Raw genomic sequence first — 19,898 nt, 5'->3', positions numbered from 1 at the left:
TTACACCTCAGTTTTAAAAGTTACCATAATTTTAGTGCTATCTCCACCTTCATAGCGTGGAAATTCTTGAACACTCATTATATCCAAAAAGCCCTTCAGAGCCTCATCAAATTCTAAATCTCCAGATTTTTTAATAATAGAATAAGAAAATCTGCCTTGTGAATCAATGGTGATAGCAACCTCTGAAAAATGTTCAACACTTGTACGCACAGGATTCCAACTTTGCGCTAAAATCTCATGCACTTTTGCATAAAAAGCGTCAAATTCTCCTTTTGGAACAGCAAAACTTAATGTCTTTTGCGTGTCCAAGTTAGCCATAATCTTTTCAAGCTCATCATTTAAATCTCTAGTTTGTGCACTTTCTTTGGCTTTTTTATTTTTGGCAATTTTATCATCTTGACTTGCAGGCTTTATAGATTTAACAGGCATTTTGGATTCCACTTGCTTAAAAAGATCGTTAATTCCAAGTCCAACATTTGCACTCACAGATGCACTTTCTTTTTTTATTGGAATATCCTTAACTTTCTTTTCTGCTTTTTTTTGTGTGATTTTAATTGCCTTTTTAGGACTAGGCTCTTCAATTAAATCAATACTAAAAGTTGTTTCCTTGTAAGCTGTGTAGGCTTTTGGTGGCTCACTAATTGAATTTAATTGCCAAAACAAAAGAATAATAATTAAAGCATAGCAACAAAGAGAAACGCTACCGCTGGTAAAAAATAAAACAACTCTAGCCATCAGTAACGAGTGAGACCCTTGAAAATCCACTTTGTTTTGCAATCTTTAAGATATAAATAACATCATCATATTTTAAATTTTTATCTGCACGAATATACACTTGCGTATTTTTATCATACGCATTTGCAAAAACTATAAAAGCATCTGGAAAACTATCAAAGCTTAAAACTTCGTTTTTTAAGTAAATATTACGCTTTAAATCTACCCGGATTTCAATCTTGGAATCTTCTTGCATTTTCGCACTTTTTGAACCTTGCGGCAAAGCAATTTCCTCTTGATAAACAATTACAGGTGCTGTTACCATTAAAATCGCCAACAACACAAGCATAATATCCACCAAAGGAGTAATGTTTAATTCTGGAGTTTCATCCCAATTATAATGCGACTTCAAAAATTACTCCAGACTCTAAACTGAAGCTTTTGGAGAGCTTAAAACATTAATTTGCAATTGCAAATAAGTATTTAACTCAAATACCTTGCGCTTCAAAAATAAATTAAATGAATAAGCAGGAATTGCTGTTAAAATTCCAGCTGCAGTCGCGACAAGAGCTTTTGAAATAATCGGCGCAATCACATCCAAAGTCGCCTTTGAATTTTCACCAAGTTTTGAAAATGCTTCCAAAATCTCAACAACTGTACCAAATAATCCAATAAAAGGCGCAGTGGAAGCAACAATTGCTAAAAATGTCAAGCCAATTGTCGCATCTTTAATTGCTTTATCTAAGGCGTATTGCAACATGGGCTCTGTTAATCTTTTATCAATTTTTGCTAAATTAGAACCTAGCAAAGAATTTTTAGGCAGCGCATTGCGTCCTTCCAACAATATCTCCAGACATTTTTTTTCACCTGATAGAGTCATTGTAATTGAAAAATAACGATATATAAAAATCCAAAGCACTAAAATAAAATATAAAGAAAGCCAAAGAAGAACAACTACGGTAGTAATCCCGTAGCTATCTAATAGAGAAAATAAACTCACAATGAATTCTTTGCAGCATTTTCAATGTGTGAAACCACCATTGAAACAGCCATATTATTATCCGTAGATTCTTCAAGCAATTGCTTTGCATTTGCAATAGCTTGAGCAATTTCACTCTCGCTATCTCCATTAATATCTACCGCACCTTCAGCTAAAACATCAACACTTGTTTCATCTACTTTTACATGTCCCCAGTTAATTGCAACAATCTCTTTTTTGCCATCAACTTTCTCAACTTCAATTACACCAGGACGCAATGTTGTTACAATTCCAACATGCCCGGGCAAAACTCCAAACTCCCCCTCGCTCCCAGGAAGAGTAACGCTTTTTACAGAATTAGAAAAAATCTTTCCCTCTGGAGTCACAATATCTAATTTCAAGGTTTCCATTAAAGCTCCTTACGCGTTAGCTTTCATTTTCTCCGCTTTTTCAAGAACCTCATTGATATTTCCTACCATATAGAAAGCATTTTCTGGAATCTGATCATACTTGCCTTCTAGAATTCCTTTAAAGCCTTCCAAAGTTTCTTGTAAAGTTACATATTTACCGGGGCTTCCTGTGAAAACTTCTGCAACAAAGAAAGGTTGAGATAAGAATTTTTCAATCTTTCTAGCTCTTTCAACAACTTTCTTATCCTCTTCTGAAAGTTCATCCATACCCAAAATTGCGATAATATCTTGCAAATCTTTATATTTTTGAAGTACTTGCTGCACGCTTGTAGCAACCTTATAATGTTCCTCTCCTACAACTTGAGGATCTAAAATTCTAGAAGTAGAATCAAGTGGATCTACCGCGGGATAAATTCCTTTTTCTGCAATTTTTCTATTTAATACTGTCGTTGCATCAAGGTGAGCAAAAACAGAAGCCGGAGCCGGGTCAGTCAAGTCATCAGCAGGAACATAAACTGCCTGAACAGAAGTAATAGATCCTTTTTTGGTTGATGTGATTCTTTCTTGTAACTTACCCATTTCACTTGCTAGTGTTGGTTGATAACCTACCGCGGATGGAATCCTTCCAAGAAGTGCTGACATCTCTGCACCAGATTGCGCATATCTAAAAATATTATCAATAAACATTAATACATCCAAACCTTTTTCATCACGGAAATATTCCGCCATTGTAAGACCTGTAAAAGCAATTCTATTTCTAGCACCTGGTGGTTCATTCATTTGCCCATAACATAAAGCAACTTTATCTAAAACTCCAGACTCTTTCATTTCATGGTAAAGATCATTCCCTTCACGCGTTCTCTCACCAACTCCAGCAAACACAGAATAGCCACTATGCTTAAAGGCGACATTGTGGATAAGCTCCATAATAACAACCGTCTTACCAACACCGGCACCGCCAAATAAACCAACTTTACCACCCTTAGAATAAGGCGCTAACAAATCAACAACCTTAATCCCTGTTTCAAACATTTCTGTTTTTGTGCTTTGATTTTCAAAAGTTGGTGCGCTTCTATGGATTGACCACTTCTCTGGATTATTTAGTTCTTCTCCACCATCAATTACATCACCTGTCACATTAAAGATTCTACCCAAAACTTGTTCTCCCACTGGAACAGTAATAGGGTTTCCTCTAGCACTGACTTTTTCTCCTCTTGTAAGACCCTCTGTCATATCCATAGCAATTGCACGCACACGATTATCCCCAATGTGTGCTGCAACCTCTAAAACCAACTTACGGCTTTGCCCATCAATTTCAAAATCAATATCTAATGCTTCATTGATTGCCGGTAGATAAGACTCAAAATCTACATCAACCACAGGACCCATTACTTGAATGATTTTTCCTACCATATTTTCTGACATTTATTTTACTCCTTATTTCATTGACTCAACGCCAGTATTAATCTCTACTAGCTCTGTTGTAATAGCCTCTTGACGCGCTTTATTATAAGCAATCGTTAAGCTTTTTGCTAATTCTCCTGCATTGCTTGTTGCTGCATCCATTGCTTGCATTCTAGCACTATGTTCTGCTGCCAAAGAATCCACAAGCGCATAATACATACTAAATTCAACATACTTCTTAGCAAGCTCATTTAAAATCTCATTCTCCTGCTCATTTGGTTCCACTTCCAACACAGAAGCACATTCCTCTGAAAGCGTAATGCTCTCAATTGGCAAAAGCTGCGAAACTTTCATTTCTTGAGAAATCATATTTTTAAATCCATTATGCACTAAAATTACTTTAGATGTCACACCATTTAGGTAATCTGCAACTGCCTTATTAACAAACTCTGCTGCGTCTGCATATTGTGGTGTAGCACTTAAACCAACCACACTATCTAGCATCTCAATCTCATTAAACTTATAATATTCTATGGCTTTCTTTCCAATAACGCGCAAACGCACTTTTAGATTCTTTTCTTTCTGTTCGGCAATTATGCGATTAACTTCTTTAATTGTATTGATATTAAAGCCACCACAAAGCCCTTTATCAGCTGTTACCAAAATAATATCAACAAGTTTAGAATCCTTATTTCCTGCGTTAAAATAAGGATTTTCTTGCACATTTTCCCCACTTGCAACTTTAACTTTAATCTCTTCTAAGACTTCAACAATCTTTCCTGCATACATTCTAGATCGTCTAGCCATTTCTTCGGCTTTTTTAAGCTTAGAAGTAGATACAAGCTTCATTGCACGCGTTGTTTTTTGCGTATTTAAAACGCTTGAAATCTGCTTTCTAATATCCTTTAGGTTGTTTCCCATAACAACTCCCTACTTTTTATACAGCAAAACTAGATTTAAATTCTTCTAACGCTTTGCAAAGTGTTTCTTCAATATCTTTATCTAGCATTTTCTTAGAGCGGATATCTTCAAAAATTTGTGGATATTTTGCCTCCAAGAACGGATATAAATCTCCTTCAAATTTTGTGATATTAGCCACTGCAATATCGTCCATATATCCCCTAGCACCTGCAAAAATAATTACAACTTGACGCTCAATTGGCAATGGAGAATAAGGAGGCTGTTTTAATACCTCCACCATTCTTTGTCCTCTATCCAACTGCTTTCTGCTAGATTCATCCAAATCTGAAGCAAATTGCGCAAAAGCCTGAAGCTCTCTATATTGAGCAAGATCAAGTCTTAAAGTTCCAGAAACCTGTTTTGTCGCCTTAATTTGTGCTGCACCACCCACGCGAGAAACAGATAAACCAACATTGATAGCAGGTCTAATTCCAGAATTAAACAAATCAGTCTCTAAGAAAATTTGACCATCTGTAATGGAAATAACATTTGTTGGAATATATGCTGCAACATCTCCTGCTTGTGTTTCAATGATTGGCAATGCTGTTAAAGATCCAGCACCTAACTCATCGCTAACCTTAGCCGCTCTCTCTAACAATCTTGAGTGTAGATAGAAAACATCACCCGGAAATGCTTCACGACCTGGAGGGCGTCTTAAAATCAAAGACATTTCACGATAGGCAACTGCGTGCTTACTTAAATCATCATAAACAATTAATGCATGTCTGCCATTATCCCTAAAGTATTCACCCATTGTAACACCTGCATAAGGAGCAAGATATTGCATAGCAGCAGAATCTGAAGCTGGAGCATTCACAATAATTGTATATTCCATTGCGCCATGCTCTTCAAGCTTTCTTACCACTTGTGCCACTGTGGATTCCTTTTGACCAATTGCTACATAAATACAAACAACATCTTGTCCCTTTTGATTAATGATTGTATCAATCGCAACAGTTGTTTTTCCTGTCTGTCTATCTCCGATAATTAACTCTCTTTGCCCTCTACCGATTGGAACAAGCGCATCAATAGCCTTTAATCCCGTTTGAAGAGGTTCATGAACGGATTTTCTAGCCATAATTCCAGGAGCTTTTTCTTCCATAAAACGATACTCTTTAACTTCAACAGCACCTTTTCCATCAATTGGTTCGCCAAGAGCATTTACAACACGCCCCATCATACCATCGCCAACCGGAACACGCAAAAGTTTGCCTAAACGCTTAACAGAAGTTCCTTCCTTAATCTCTTTTCCGGCACCTAAAACCACAACACCAACACTGCCTTCTTCCAAGCTTGATGCCAATCCTTTATCGCCTGTATCAAACTCTACCATTTCATAGCTCATTGCATTTTTAAGTCCGTAAACCTTTGCAACACCATCAGCGTATGCAACAACTTTCCCTGTTTGCGCAATATCTAAATCAAGTTCAAAGTTATCAATTCTTTCTTTAATAATAGAACTAATTTCATCTGCTTGTAATTTTGCTACCACTGCAACTCCTTATATAAAAATTAAAATGCTTTTAAAATATGATTTCTTAAATCATTAACAAATTTCTCTTGCGAAAAAGAAACTTCTACGCCTAAATCCTCAACAACCAGCTTAATTCCAACACTTGCTACTACTTGCTGTTTTAACAAAAGATTAACGCCAAGTTTTTTACTAAACTTGCTTTCAATCTCCTTTAAGACTGATTCATCATAACCTTCATTAACAATTAATTGTGCAATATACTCTTTATTTAAAGTTGCCAAGTGGGATGATAGCCCACTATAAAGCTCCTCAAATAAATCCAATCTCTTATGTTCTGCCAAAACTTTAATAAAATTAGAAAACTTTGCATTAGCAGAATTATCCAAAACCCTTTCCAGGATAAAATCCACTTTTTGCGCTGTGGAAACATAAGGAGATTCTATAATATCTCTAAACTTTGAAATTGAATTTGCTCCTGCTAGCTTTCCAAGAAAAAGCACAATTTCTTCCAATTCTTTTTGCGATACCACACTAGCTAGTGCTTTAATATAACGCTTTGCAATCAAATCTTTCATCTAAGCTACCTTTTTTAACAGGGATTTAGCCAAAACATCTTTGCTTAATGCAACAGAATCTTTGTTTAAAAATTCTGATAAAATCTCATCAACAATCAGTTTTTCTGCTTTTCTTTGCTCAAATGCGATATGATCATTATATTGACGCACAAGGCTTTCAATCTCTGTTTTTGCTGCTTCTTCCACTTTTTGTGTAATAATTACAGACTCCTTATGTGCAGTTTCCACAATATCATGTGCAATTCGCTTGGCTTCCTCTAACTGATTTTGAGCTTTCTCTTTTGCTTTTTTGGATTCTTGCAACTTTTCTTGGATCTTTGCTAGAGAATTTGCAATCTCATCTCTACGTGCTTTAAAAGTATTTTTAATTGCATCTGCCGCAAAGTAATACACAAGCCCAAAGAAAATAACAAAATTAATGGTTCTTTCAATGATATCATAATTGGCGCTCTCTCCACCTGCTGCAAAAAGCATAGCCGGCATAAACGACAATGTTAAAAAATATACTTTTCTATTTTGCATTCACTACTCCCTTTTAAAGCTTTCCGAGCTTAGATTGTAAGCTCTCTTTAAAGAATGGAACTTCTGAACGCAAGGACATTTTAAGTCTCTCTTTTTCATCCTCCAAACTTGTTATAAAAGCATTATATTTTTGAGTCAATTCATTCTTTTTGTCGGTAATTTTAACTTCCGCAGTTTCTTTTGCACTTTCATAAGCTTTATTTTTAATCAAAGCCGCCTCTTCTCTAGCTTTTTGCAAAATATCGTCTGCTTCTTTTTTTAACGCCTTAATATCTGCGGCGTTACCTTCTATTCCTTCGTTGTCCTTCTTAATAGAGGCATCACGCGTATCCATAAAGCCCAATAAAGGTTTATATAACATACGATTAAGCAAATACACCAATACAAGAAAAATAACAAAAACTAACGCCATTACCCAAGGAGTTGGGATAATAGTCATTTGCACTCCTTTCTCTATTTCTAAAATAGCTTTTATTTTAACACGACTTTTTCTAAGTTTTTCTTAAAAACTTCATAATGGTAAAATTTTACTAAACTTTTTCACCTCCTCGTCGTTACTAAACTCTACAATTAACCGATTTTTTTGCACAAATGCCATAATTCCATTGCTTTTTAGTTCTGCACAAGCAGTCTTTAAAGCTGCAATAGAGTCTTTATTTAAATCTTTCTGTTTTTGCAAAGAATTTTTGAAATTTGGAATCTTATTTAAAATTTTTGTTTCTTTGCAATTTTTCACAATCTTTTCCGTTGCATGCACGCTCAACTTTTGCCCGACGATAGAATTTGCAATGAGATTTTGCTGCTCTTTTGGCAATGTAACCAAAATTTTTGCATGTCCTTGTGAGATTTTATTTTCCAAAACTAAATCTTGCACTTCCTTGCTTAGATCTAACAAACGAAGTGTATTAGTAATTTGCGTGCGTGATTTTGATAAGCGTTTTGCCATTTCTTCATGTGTAATTCCATAATCATCAATGAGTTCTTTATAAGAACGCGCTAAATCAATAGGATTTAGATCCTCTCTTTGGATATTTTCAATCAACGCTAATTCTCGCAGTTTATCCATTTGAACATCTACAATAATTGCTTTAATGCTTTCTTTTTTGGCAAGCTTACTTGCACGCAAACGACGCTCACCAGCAATCAAATAATAAAAATCTGTATCCTTGCTATCCTCATAAACTAAAATAGGTTGCAATAATCCATGTTCTTCAATAGAAGTGGCAAGCTCCTGTAAAGAAGCTGCTTCAAAAACTTTGCGCGGTTGCAATGGGTTTGGTTTAATTTTATCAATATCAAGCTCCACAACTAAGCCTGAATTGTCTTGTAAGTCGTTTTGATAAGCTTCTTCGACTTCACTTAAAATAGCACCAAGTCCGCGCCCTAATCCCTTCTTTGCCATTAGGCTCTCTTTAAAATCGCACGCGCTAGATTCTGATATGCCATATTCCCTTGCGAACGCACATCATATAAAATCACTGGTTTGCCAAAGCTGGGAGATTCTGCAAGCTTAATATTGCGCGGAATTGCAATGGTTGTTTTAGAAGCTACTTCTTTAATGAGTTGCCCATCAAAATGCTGCACTAAGTCCGCATACACTTGCCTTGAAAGGTTGTTTTGCGCGCTATACATTGTTGGCAATAAACCTTTAATCTCCAAATCTGGATTAATTTCTTTGCGTAAAATTTTAATAGTGTTTAAAAGTTGCGCCAAGCCTTCAAGAGCGAAAAACTCGCATTGAATAGGGATAATCACAGAATTTGAAGCTGATAGCGCATTGATTGTAAGTGGTCCTAGAGCTGGTGGAGAGTCAATAATCACATAATCATACACATCTAAAATATCTTCAATTTTCTTTTTTAAAATCAACTCTCGCCCATTGCGCTTATGGCTATAAAATTCTTTTTCAATCCCAACTAAACCGATATTAGAAGGCGCTAAATGCAGAGTTGGAATTGCAGTTTTTTGAATGATTTGTGAGAGCTTTTTTGTGCCAATTAAAACATGATAAATATTAAACTCTATGCTATTGCGATGGAATCCCAAACTTGTCGTGGCATTTGCCTGTGGGTCAGCGTCAATTAACAACACGCGCTTCTCTTCTACCGCAAGGGAAGCGGCAAGATTTACTGCTGTTGTTGTTTTGCCAACGCCACCTTTTTGATTTGCAATACAAATCACTTCACACATCATTCACCCCACTATCTTAAACTATAAATTTTTTCATCTTCAATCAAAATCGCGCCATCATCACACAAAACTGCTTCGCTCATCTCCACAACCCTGCCTTTATAATGGAATCCATAATTGAAATTTTTATAGAATTCTAACGCATATTTACTAAAAATTTGCTTCCAGCTAAACTTTTTTTGCTCAAAAGTTTCTATAAATGTTTGCAAAATTGTGTCTTTTTGGATTCCAACTTTTAATGCACCAAAGCGTGTATCACGCACTTTTAAGTTAATTCCAACACCTACAATAACATTTCCTAAAAGCATTGAACACATCACGCCCCCTGCCTTTTTGTTCTCAACATACAAATCATTAGGCCACTTTAGCCACACTTCCGCACCATTTTGATTTAAAATCTCTTTAAAAATATATCCCATATAAATAGAAGTGGATTCTAATGGCAAATCTTGCGGGAGCAGAGATAATGGAAGCGCTAGTGAAAAATACAGCCCTTCTTGCACGCTCTCCCACGCATTTCCACGACTGCCAATACCCCCACTTTGCGTATTTGCTACCACCATAACGGGGCTTTTTAAGCTTTGATTGCGTAAATTTTCCATTACATATAATTGTGTAGATTCCAAGCAATCAAATTTTAAAACTTCCATTACTCTAAAATATTTCCTACTTTTAAGCGCTTCCCTTGCACATATTCATATGCCCCTACTGCCTTTTTTGAAGGGGCTTGCAAAACTTCAATCCACACACTACCCTTGCTACAACCAACTTTGATTCCATCTTTTGTAATTTCTAAAATCTCGCCTTGTTTATATTCTCCATTTGCGGAATCCAATTTCAAAACCTTTAATTTTAAGCCACTTCTTAGAAAAATCTCTGGCCACCCACTATACGCTAAAGCTTTGTTTTCTAGCATTCTAGCATCATCAAACTCCACAAGGGCAAATTCTTTTTTAATTTTCTTACAATAACTCGCATCTGCATTGTTTTGTGCCAAAGGAACAATAAAGTCAATACGCCTTAAATACTCTAAGGTCAATTCTGCAGCAAGTTTTGCTAATACATTAAACAATTCAAGCGCATTTTGTCCTGTGTTTTTAACCACTTTAAAGCCCAAAATATCGCCACAATCTAAGCCTTCTTCCATTTGCATAACACTCACACCAAAATACGATTCCTTATTTAAAATACTTTGCTGAATTGGGCTTGCTCCACGAAACTTTGGTAAGATTGACGCGTGTAAATTCACACAAGGCGCGATTTGCAAAACTTTTTTTGGCAAAATTTTTCCAAAGGCTGCAACAATAATAATATCTGGCTTTAATGCCTGCAAATCCGCTACAAAAGCCTCATCCAAACTCTCTGGTTGAAAAATAGGAATCTTGGGTGCTTTTAGCATTAAAAGTTCCTTTGTAGCTGGAGCTTTTAGGCACATATCACGCCCTGCCTTTTTATCCTTTTGGCATACCAAAGCGCAGATTATATGCTGCTCTAATAAGGAATCCAAAATCACTGCCGCATAATCTGGCGTTCCCATAAAAATAATTCGCATTGTTTATCCTAAAACTAAAAATACCTAGCCGGCAATTTCAAGCATTAAAGAAGAATTTTTAAAGTTTGCTTTATAACTTTGGATTGCATAATTGCGCAAAAATAAGTCTTGCGCACTAGAATCATCAGTAACATTTTGCTCTTCTTGTGTATTTTGTGGTTTTTGTGCCTGTGTTTCTTGCGCTTTAGATTCTTGCTGTTTAAGTGCTTCTTCTGCTTCCTTAGTCTTCTCTTGTGCTTGCTCGCTTCTAGCCTTACTTTCCATTTGTGCTGCACTTGCTGCAACTTTGTAATCTTGCGGGCTAGGATCTGATGGAGCCATCGCTGCTGCTACAATTTGGCGTGCGTTTTGGATTGTCTCTTCTGGAGTTCTACCTTCTTTCATTGCAATAGGCACTTCACCAGCAGTTGCATACATTTTTCCATCAGGACCGCGTGTGTAAGTAAAAGACGCACCACCAGTTACTACACCAGCACCTGCCGCAATGTGTGCTGCTTCGTGTGCGCGGACATTTCTATCAATACTCTCAAGCTCTCTTACATATTGCATTTCTTCTGGTTCTAAATTTTCTCCATTGATTGCTTTATTATCAATAGAAGACTTTGTATTTTTAGTGCTATCAGACTCTACGGAATCCATATTTTCCATAGAATCTTTTTTGGATTCCGCTTCTTTTATCTCTTTTTCAAAGAATGCGTGCTTAGTAGAATCTCTAGAGTTTGCATTTTCCGTTTGCTCTTTAAATGTAGAAAAATAGCTATTTTGTAAAATAGACAATCCATTTCCAACTTGCATCGCCACTCCTTAATCTCTCATAGCATTATAGTTCAAAATACCTAAAGCAAATATTCCAAAAAGTATTCTTATTAACGCTAATTAAGCACGACTATTGCGTTCTGCAATTTTTGCGCTTAACATTCTATCAAGCACTTCTACAACTTTATCAGAAGCAATTTCACCTTCTTTTAGAAGCCCTAAAATCTCTTCTGCATTCCCTTCAACGCCTTTGTTTTTAAATACTTCAATTGCTCCTTTAAAGCAATCATGAACGCCAGCATGTGGAGATTCTAAGCTTGGATAATCTGCTAATTGACCAAATGCTTCTTTTCCGATTCCTTGTTCATACCATTTACCCAAACGACAATCGTGGTGAGAGACAAGTTCTGCTTCTAAATCTTCTTCTAAAATCGCTTTGTATCCACGGATTTTAAAAAGCAAATGATCTAACTTCACAAGACCAATAAAAGTCGTATCAAGCACATTTGCGGAATCCTGTCTAACATCCATTGTGCTTTCACCAACTTCTACAAACTTCGCCACTTCATCATTAACTGCGTGCATATTATCCACGATTTCTTCTGTGGAAGTTTGCACTTCAGAGAAGTTTTGGCGCAGCACTTGGATGTTCATTTCAATCTCTTTTGTTGCCTTTTGTGCGCGTTCTGCTAGCTTTCTTACTTCATCTGCAACCACAGCAAAACCCCTGCCATGCTCCCCTGCTCTTGCGGCTTCAATGGCAGCATTAAGTGCTAGCAAGTTTGTTTGATCGCTAACATCTGTAATAAGATTAATCACATTAGAGATAGAATCCAAATCCTGATACACTTGCTGAATCATTCCTTGAAAACTATTTAAGCGTTCTGTTACTTGAAGCACACTATCTGTAATTGCCCTTTCTAAAAGCTTTGTTTGCTTCGCATTATCCGTAGAAGCACTTTTAGCATTCTCCAACATTTCTACCGATGAAGCAAAATTATCTTGCAAAACTTGCAAATTTCTAGCGCAAGATCCCATTACTGCTTGAAAGATTCCACTTGAAATTACAGACTTTTCCTTTTTTTCATTAAACTCCGCAATCAAAGCATCTTTTCTTTCATTTTCTTCATTTTGCTGGCGCAACGCATTTTGAAGTTGCTCAATTTTTGCTTGCAATTCTTTATTTTTTGCAACTAACTCTTGCTCTCTTTTTGTATTTCCAAACATAGGATCTCCTTATAATTCAAACTTGGGCAATATCATAAAATATTGCAAAAAATACCGCGCATTATATCTTAATTACAGCTAAACTTTAAATATAATATAAAAACTTTATAAAATTTCCCTACAAAAACCTTACAATCTCTGTTTTGGGATTCCGTATTTTTTCCACAATTACAGAATCTTTTGGCTCACCCACTACAAGCATTACCGCACTTTTTTCGCTCTCACCTAGCCCCAAATACTTATCAAGTGCTACATTGTCAAAACCGCCAATAATACAAGATGCAAGATTACAAGAAGTAGCAGCGTTTGCCATATTCATTAATGCCAAATGTGCCTGCTCTCTTGCATAACCCAGCTTTTTCTCTACACTCATTCCATCAATAAATGGCTTATACATCTTTAAACGCTTCTGTAATTCTTCTTCTTTAAGTTTGCGCTCCCTTAACTTACTCTCAAAATATTCCCCAAAATCCAAGCGCGCAACAATGATAATAATCGCTCCACATTGCTCAACATGGCTTTGATGATTGGCAATTTGTGCAATTTCTTGCTTCTTCTTAACATCTTGCACCACATAAAAAAACCAAGGTTCCAATCCTAAAGAGCTAGGAGCTAAACGCCCTGCCTCTAAGATATAATCCAAATCTTTTTCATCAATTAAACAATCCTTAAAAGCTCTGCAAGAATAACGCGCCTTTACAATCTCTAAAAACTCCATAATTACTCCTTAATCAAAAATTCTTTTGCTTTTTCCTTGCTTTCAAAGGCTTTAGCACTTAGTTCATTTCCTTCAAAACGCACTTGATAGCTCTTATTTTCTTCAGACTTACCATACAATAATGTAAGCTCTATTGCAAGCTTCTTATCGCTCTTGCTTGCGCTATTTTCCACAAGTCCTAAGGGACCAATACAATCTAAAAGTTCAATTTTGCTCATTTTTGGATGATTAAAACTCAAGCGTTCGTTTTCTTCGGCATTTCTTGCAATCACACAACGCCCACCATCTGGCAAAATCATATATCTCCCAAATTTCACAAGCTCCATATCCTCAAATACAACTTCACGATGCGCTTGAATATCTTTGATTTTATTTGCCACAGAAGTTTCTGTAAGCAAACATCCCCCACCGGGATTTTCATAATATTCCAAACCATACTCTTTAACAAGTTGCAATTGTCGCTCTCTACCTCTTCCGTGAATATCAAGTAGTTTTTCCCTATCAATCCAGCCTTTTTGTTCAGGAATTGTGATAGGCAAAAGCTTTGCGCACATCGGACGCACAATTAAGCCCTCCCCTTTACTTAGTCGCTCCACTTGTCCTAACGCTTCTGCTCTTTGACTCTTTGGTCTTTGCCCTAACACTTCTCCACTAATTACAAAGCTAGCCCCCTCACTCTCTAGCATACCTAAAGCGTGTGAAAACATATTTGCGTGGCAATCAATGCAAGGGTTAAAGTATTTTCCATAACCAAACTTTGGTTTAAAAAGCACATCATCAAAAAATTGCTTCCTAATATCCACAATCTTTAACTCCACTCCAATTTGATCTAAACGCTGGCGCAAAATCTCACTTTTATCGCGTTTTGCACCAAAGCCTATATTAAGGTGTAACGCTAAAACATCAACTCCCATATCTTTAATAATCTTAATTGCAAGCAAGCTATCAAGCCCACCACTAAATAACGCTAATGCTTTCATATAATGCCAATTCTCCTCTCTTTAAATCATCTAAATATTTTTGATATTTTCTCAACAAAAACGCCTTTTCACGCAAAGATAATCCCTTTTTATAGCTTAAAGCTTTGCGTTCTTGATCATAATGTTGATATAAAACCATAATAATTTGCTCTCTTAAATGCTCCTTATCTTGTGGTTTTATTTTTTCATCTAATAAGATTCCAATTAATAATGGATCTTCTAATTCATTTTTTAAAAGTTTATTATACGCTTCTTTTTGCGTGCGAAACATTTTTGGATCAAGGTAGTCTAGCACAAATCCTAAAAGCTCCATATTTTCTAACACACTTTTAATAATAATTTTTTCTGGTAAGTCATAAAAACTTGCTTCACTAAAGCGCAAGGATTCTTTTGTAATGCTTTGGTTTTGCGCTTTAGGCTTTTTAGTTTGGATTAAATGCGCTGGCAATGCTAAACGCTGGGATAGCCAAAGCTTATATTCTTCTTGGATTACAGGGGATAACTGATGAAGATATTCTAAAATCTCTTTCAAACAATCATCTTTTTGCGCTGCATTTTGTAAATCATAGCGCTTAATAATACTCTCTAAAACATAATCAATTAATGGAATTGGAGAGTCAAAAAGGCTTTTTAGCTCTTCAATTTCACTATTTTTTACCATATCAGCAGGATCTAATCCTCCTTCAAATAGCACAACTCCGCCTTGTTTTTTAGCAATACTTAATAAACTTGCCGCTTTAAAAGCCGCCTGCATTCCTGCATTATCACCATCAAAGGCTAAAATCACTTTGGGATTCCCCTTTGCAAGCAGGGGCAAATGTTCTTTTGTGAGTGCTGTTCCAAGTGTAGCAACAGCATTTGTAAAGCCTGCTTGATGTAGCATTATCACATCTAAATAGCCTTCTGTGATAATCACACTTTCCAATCTATAAATAGATTCCTTTGCCTGTGGATAACCATAAAGCACTTGTGATTTATTAAAAAGCTTTGTTTGCGGGGAGTTAATGTATTTTGCAGGGTGATTTACAAGTGTGCGCCCACCAAAGCCTATGATTTTATTTTGAGCTGAACGGATGGGAAAAATCAAGCGTTGCGTTAATCGCGCATAATAACGCTTTACTCCATTTTCTAAATCCACACCTAAGATTCCAAAATTTAACGCATCTTGTAAATTTACCATATTGCGTTGTAAATGCGCCATAATCTCGTGATTTTGCGGTGCGAAACCTAGTTCAAAACGCGCCTTAATCTCTGTGGTAATCCCCCTTTGCTTAATATAAGATTCTACTTCAGCATTTAGCATTGTTTGGTAATAACCATTCATAAAATCCATTATTTTATAATTCTCATTATTTTGGGATTTTTGAGAATATTCCAAACGCACATTATAAAGTTGTGCTAGTTTTTCAATGGCTTCTGCATAATTTAATTTTTCATATTCCATTACAAACTTTATAGAATCACCACTTGCACCACAACCAAAACAATGGTAAAAGCCTTTATTGGCATTCACAACAAAACTTGGTGTTTTTTCTTGGTGAAAAGGACAACAAGCTTTATAACTACTCCCCATTTTCTTAACTTCAATATAATGGCTTATAACTTCTAAAATATCTAGTTGATTTTTAAGCGCGTCAATGCTTTGTTGTTGTATCAATGCTGCTCCAAGAATCTAAGTTTGTTTTAAAAGCGCATTTTACAAAATCTAAACTATAAATCTTATTTTTTAATAGATAAAACAAAAACAATTTTAACTTGCTACAAAGAATACCACCAAGGAATACCCCTAGTGGCATAAAAGAGAGAAGAATAAATCCAAGCTATTGGATTTCAAATGCTTTAATACAAGAATGACAAAGGAATTAATCTTATTCTAAAACTTAGAATAAGTAGCGTAATTCCCCTCTTACTCCCATATTAAGGTTGTTAGCCATTATTAATTAAAGCATAACCATTCAACTATGGAATCTTATTGATTAATTTTCAAATTAATTTTAATTAATCTTGCATAAGAAAAGATTAGAACCCCTAAAACAGGATTCTAATCTCGCCTCTTACTCCAAGATTTAAATTAGAAGAGAAGTTAGAAAGAATGTAGCGATTACCTTCTAAAGATAACTCTACATTTTTAATACGATGTTTTACACCAATAATTGCATTTCCAAAATAAAAATCATATTTTGGATTTCTAAAGTTAAAGCGCATATCTCTATTAGTATCACGGATTGTTGTATATTTGTCTGCATCACTGAAGTAATAGCCTGCATCAATCTTGCCATAAGCAATTGTTTTGCCATTATTCATATATTCTCCAAGTAAAGCAGAAGCTACAAATCCTAAACTTTGATAGAAGTTTTGTTTAACATACAATCCATTTGAAGTTGTATAATCATCATTAAAGAATGCTGTGTAATCCATCTTTGTATTAATATCAAACAAAGAATTTTCACTTAAATAAAATTTCTTACCTAAAGCCAAAGAAGCATTTAAAGCGCGTGTGCTATAATCTGCATTCACACGCTCTTTACTTCCTTCAACAGAAGTATCAAGGCTAGATTTATAAAAACTCACTCCTAAATCTGTTTCTGCATAAAATCCATTATGCCAAGCAATAGCTCCATAAGCATTAAAGTTTGTGTTTTTTATCTTAGAATGCCCAATATCACCTCCATATTGTGCATTCATAAAACCATAACTTCCATAAACACCTTTCATTACATCAAACTTATCATAATGTGAAACTTCATCAATTCCCATTGTATTTAATGTGAAATTTGTTTTTGCCATTAAATCATTATAAACTTTAGTGTTAAAATCTGTATTTGTAAAATAAGATTGATACCAAAAGCCTGATTGTGCTTGTGTAGTTCCATCATTTTTTAAGATTCTAAATCTTTCAGAGAGTTGAGAATCTGCTAAGAAAGACATTCTATTGATTAAAAACGCATTGTCTAAAATCCCTATAACAGCATTAGAGGGATCAACATCTGGGATAGGTTTATCTGGATCAGTAGGATCAGCAGGCTTATCAGGGTTAGGTTTATCTGGATTAGTGGGCTTGCTAGAATTAGAGATAATAATACCCTCTAAGTTAATATTACCATTTGTTTGATCTTGTGTAACTTGGGCTTGTAATGTGTATTTTAAAGCACCATTATCTTCTTTCCATACTGGGCTTTGCAATTTATTTCCCAAGAGTTTATCTGCAAGATTGTTAGGATTAGCATTTAACATATCAACAAGTGTATGTTTCCCTTGTATTTTTTGCTCCCCAATGATTGTTGGATTAAAGAAATCATCTCCAGAGATTTGAATATTAAGCTTTGTAAGATTTGTGAAATCCACAGAATCAGTGATTGTGATTTTATCTCCTGTATTGTTTTTTAAATCTGTGTAGAAGTTTAGGTTATTCTCCCCTTCTGCTTCTAGTCTATCTGTAGTAAGGGTGTAGTAAGTTGTAGTTGCTCTTGTTGTAGAAGTGTGTTTGAAGTTTAGTGTTGAACCATTCCCAAGATAGAATCCACTATTTTCATATATTCTATCACCTTGAGTGCCAGCATTATTTGTTAAAACTTCATTTTTTGCAGTGAGATTTACATCTGCACCAATATTAAGTGTTGAAGCATTTGCATAAAGAGAGTAGCTTTTTAGATTTGTTGTATCTATAGTATCCCCTGCATTTTCTTTTTGGAGTTGTGCTTGTGTATTGATAGTAAGTTTATCTGTAACATCAAGTGTTCCATTTTCTAGCATTAAACCAATTGCTTTGGAAGTGGGTGCTGCTTGATTTGCTTTAGTGATTTCTTTAGCAAGAGCTTTTGTTTCAATATTAAGGGCAGAAGTTAGAGTAATATTTGAATTTGTTGCTTGAATAGCTTGAGCTTTTTTCTCAATGGCATTATCAGTTTCTACTTTAATATTTAGTGTTCCTGTATTATTAGTATGTCCTAATGATAAATTGGCGTTTGCTACATTAACAATATTTGCATTTGCTTTATCTGCAACTTGTTGATCTGGGGTTTTACCTGCTCCGCCTGCGGTTCCTTGTCCACCTGGTGTGGCACCACCTCCACCTACTACTTGACAATTATTTGCCGCATTATTGCAAGCAGCCGCACTTCCATTTCCACCACCAGTTCCACCATTACCAGTGGTTCCACCTTGCCCGCCTTGTCCAGCATTTCCCCCTATGGATTTCACAGAAATATTAGTAGCTTTAAGAGTGGCATTGATTCTTTGCCCAGCATTATTGCCTATATCAAAAAGAGTAGCTTCAACACTTCCGCCTTTTCCGCCATTTCCGCCATCACCACCTTTACCTCCTGCACCTCCATTTCCGCCATTTCCGCCATTTGCATTTCCTTGCATTGGCATACCGCCAGCAAATGTTACTTTGGTTGCACCATCACCACCGGCTCCGCCTTGCCCACCAGTTCCACCATTTCCTCCATCACCACCTTTACCGCCAGTTCCTCCTGTTAGAGTTGCTTCAATGTCTTGCTGAAAAGTGAGCTTATAATTATCAGTTTTACCTGAAAAAAGAGTGGCTGTGATATTCCCTCCATCACTTCCATTACCACCAATTCCACCATTTCCGCCTTGCCCACCAGTTCCTCCAGTTCCCCCGATAACTTGGTTAATACCGCTTGCGTCGTCCTTATCACAAATAGATTCCCCCCTTCCTCCATCACCACCATTTCCTCCATCACCACCTTTACCGCCATTTCCCCCATTTCCTGCTGTGTATGTAATAGTTAGTTTATTAGTAATTGTTTGATTAGAAGCAGTTGAGGCAGTAACATTAATATTGGAATTTTGGCTTGAGCCATCTGCTCCGCCATTTCCTGTTGTTCCACTTGTCCCATTTCCTCCATTGTTTCCCTGCGCATATTTAGTGCCACCCCCTCCTTGTTGTTGCCTATCCCAAGCATTTGTTGCATTGTTAAATTTATTATTAAAGCCACCTGATGGAGTATAATCTTGTGTTGCCTTGCTCCCACTTTGTCCAGTGTTTCCATTTGAACCATTAGTAACTTGTGATTGTTGATTAATAGTGTGAGAGTTTGAATTGTTTGGATCAAATGCTTGTGCTTGGGCTGTTGTGTTTAATAAAGTAGAAAGTGAAGTTGCAAGAACACTATAATAAATTGCCTTGCTAGTAAATGGGGCTAATAAATGTCTCTTAAATGCCCCCCCCCCCCCGCAGGAATATTAGAATGATTGTCTAATGATTTTTCCATATTTTCTCCTTTTTTTAATGTTAATTTTAATATTGGAAATTAAGCATTATATAATAAATCATTTAAAAATAAAAGTAACATTGTTACTATTTTTTTAATGAAATAAAAATCATTTTTATAATACAAAGAAAAATATAAAAATTAATTGCATATTATAGGGATTTATTAATATTTATATTAAATCTTAAATTTATAAA

22 protein-coding genes are annotated in these 19,898 nt (G+C 35.8%); all 22 read right to left on the bottom strand.

What is annotated here, in order from left to right; genetic code table 11:
* Positions 1–735, bottom strand: a complete 735-nt coding sequence (locus IP358_RS04005) for a TonB C-terminal domain-containing protein (protein ID WP_006803126.1) — start codon at positions 733–735, stop codon at positions 1–3.
* Positions 728–1,126, bottom strand: coding sequence for an ExbD/TolR family protein (locus IP358_RS04000; RefSeq protein ID WP_006803127.1), 399 nt, complete (start codon positions 1,124–1,126; stop codon positions 728–730). Before IP358_RS04000 ends, IP358_RS04005 begins: the two co-directional genes overlap by 8 nt.
* 15 nt (positions 1,127–1,141) lie before the next feature.
* Complete coding sequence (locus tag IP358_RS03995) at positions 1,142–1,714, bottom strand: MotA/TolQ/ExbB proton channel family protein (protein ID WP_006803128.1); 573 nt, start codon at positions 1,712–1,714, stop codon at positions 1,142–1,144.
* Positions 1,711–2,103 (bottom strand): ATP synthase F1 subunit epsilon, encoded by a 393-nt coding sequence (atpC, locus tag IP358_RS03990; RefSeq protein WP_006803129.1) that lies wholly within the window; start codon positions 2,101–2,103, stop codon positions 1,711–1,713. Before atpC ends, IP358_RS03995 begins: the two co-directional genes overlap by 4 nt.
* A gap of 9 nt (positions 2,104–2,112) precedes the next feature.
* Positions 2,113–3,516, bottom strand: coding sequence for a F0F1 ATP synthase subunit beta (atpD, locus tag IP358_RS03985; protein WP_006803130.1), 1,404 nt, complete (start codon positions 3,514–3,516; stop codon positions 2,113–2,115).
* A 24-nt stretch (positions 3,517–3,540) separates the two neighbouring features.
* Positions 3,541–4,428, bottom strand: coding sequence for an ATP synthase F1 subunit gamma (gene atpG, locus IP358_RS03980; RefSeq protein ID WP_006803131.1), 888 nt, complete (start codon positions 4,426–4,428; stop codon positions 3,541–3,543).
* Positions 4,429–4,444: 16 nt separating this feature from the next.
* Positions 4,445–5,959 carry a F0F1 ATP synthase subunit alpha gene (atpA, locus tag IP358_RS03975; RefSeq protein WP_006803132.1) on the bottom strand — a complete coding sequence of 505 codons (1,515 nt, stop codon included), beginning with the start codon at positions 5,957–5,959 and terminating at the stop codon, positions 4,445–4,447.
* A 20-nt stretch (positions 5,960–5,979) separates the two neighbouring features.
* Positions 5,980–6,516, bottom strand: coding sequence for a F0F1 ATP synthase subunit delta (locus IP358_RS03970; RefSeq protein ID WP_006803133.1), 537 nt, complete (start codon positions 6,514–6,516; stop codon positions 5,980–5,982).
* Positions 6,517–7,038, bottom strand: coding sequence for a F0F1 ATP synthase subunit B (locus IP358_RS03965; protein ID WP_006803134.1), 522 nt, complete (start codon positions 7,036–7,038; stop codon positions 6,517–6,519).
* Between the two features lie 13 nt (positions 7,039–7,051).
* The gene (locus IP358_RS03960) at positions 7,052–7,477 is read right to left on the bottom strand and encodes a FoF1 ATP synthase subunit B' (protein WP_006803135.1); all 426 of its coding nucleotides are present in this window, start codon (positions 7,475–7,477) and stop codon (positions 7,052–7,054) included.
* Between the two features lie 72 nt (positions 7,478–7,549).
* Complete coding sequence (locus IP358_RS03955) at positions 7,550–8,440, bottom strand: ParB/RepB/Spo0J family partition protein (protein WP_006803136.1); 891 nt, start codon at positions 8,438–8,440, stop codon at positions 7,550–7,552.
* Positions 8,440–9,228 (bottom strand): ParA family protein, encoded by a 789-nt coding sequence (locus tag IP358_RS03950; RefSeq protein ID WP_006803137.1) that lies wholly within the window; start codon positions 9,226–9,228, stop codon positions 8,440–8,442. Before IP358_RS03950 ends, IP358_RS03955 begins: the two co-directional genes overlap by 1 nt.
* Positions 9,229–9,239: 11 nt before the next feature.
* Entirely contained in the window at positions 9,240–9,878 is a 639-nt protein-coding gene (locus IP358_RS03945) for a biotin--[acetyl-CoA-carboxylase] ligase (protein ID WP_006803138.1), read from the bottom strand.
* Positions 9,878–10,780, bottom strand: a complete 903-nt coding sequence (locus IP358_RS03940) for a methionyl-tRNA formyltransferase (protein ID WP_006803139.1) — start codon at positions 10,778–10,780, stop codon at positions 9,878–9,880. Before IP358_RS03940 ends, IP358_RS03945 begins: the two co-directional genes overlap by 1 nt.
* 24 nt (positions 10,781–10,804) lie before the next feature.
* Complete coding sequence (locus tag IP358_RS03935; protein ID WP_006803140.1) at positions 10,805–11,575, bottom strand: putative metalloprotease CJM1_0395 family protein; 771 nt, start codon at positions 11,573–11,575, stop codon at positions 10,805–10,807.
* 81 nt (positions 11,576–11,656) lie between these two features.
* On the bottom strand, positions 11,657–12,763 hold the full coding sequence (locus IP358_RS03930) for a methyl-accepting chemotaxis protein (protein ID WP_006803141.1): 1,107 nt from the start codon (positions 12,761–12,763) through the stop codon (positions 11,657–11,659).
* 118 nt (positions 12,764–12,881) lie between these two features.
* On the bottom strand, positions 12,882–13,481 hold the full coding sequence (locus IP358_RS03925; RefSeq protein WP_006803142.1) for a nitroreductase family protein: 600 nt from the start codon (positions 13,479–13,481) through the stop codon (positions 12,882–12,884).
* 2 nt (positions 13,482–13,483) lie between these two features.
* Positions 13,484–14,461, bottom strand: coding sequence for an argininosuccinate synthase domain-containing protein (locus IP358_RS03920; RefSeq protein ID WP_006803143.1), 978 nt, complete (start codon positions 14,459–14,461; stop codon positions 13,484–13,486).
* Positions 14,439–16,118: a DNA primase gene (gene dnaG, locus IP358_RS03915; protein ID WP_006803144.1), complete on the bottom strand. Its 1,680-nt coding sequence runs from the start codon at positions 16,116–16,118 to the stop codon at positions 14,439–14,441. The genes IP358_RS03920 and dnaG overlap by 23 nt, the downstream gene beginning before the upstream one ends.
* Positions 16,119–16,489: 371 nt before the next feature.
* Positions 16,490–18,835, bottom strand: coding sequence for an autotransporter outer membrane beta-barrel domain-containing protein (locus tag IP358_RS03910; RefSeq protein ID WP_370521176.1), 2,346 nt, complete (start codon positions 18,833–18,835; stop codon positions 16,490–16,492).
* A gap of 104 nt (positions 18,836–18,939) precedes the next feature.
* Positions 18,940–19,185 (bottom strand): hypothetical protein, encoded by a 246-nt coding sequence (locus IP358_RS03905; RefSeq protein ID WP_197550497.1) that lies wholly within the window; start codon positions 19,183–19,185, stop codon positions 18,940–18,942.
* A gap of 30 nt (positions 19,186–19,215) precedes the next feature.
* Entirely contained in the window at positions 19,216–19,479 is a 264-nt protein-coding gene (locus IP358_RS03900) for a hypothetical protein (protein WP_370521177.1), read from the bottom strand.
* Between the last annotated feature and the right edge of the window lie 419 nt (positions 19,480–19,898).

The organism is Helicobacter winghamensis ATCC BAA-430 (assembly GCF_028751035.1).
GTDB lineage: Bacteria > Campylobacterota > Campylobacteria > Campylobacterales > Helicobacteraceae > Helicobacter_D > Helicobacter_D winghamensis.
The sequence above is the reverse complement of the archived record's forward strand: the minus strand, read 5'-3'. Positions and strand labels throughout refer to the sequence as shown.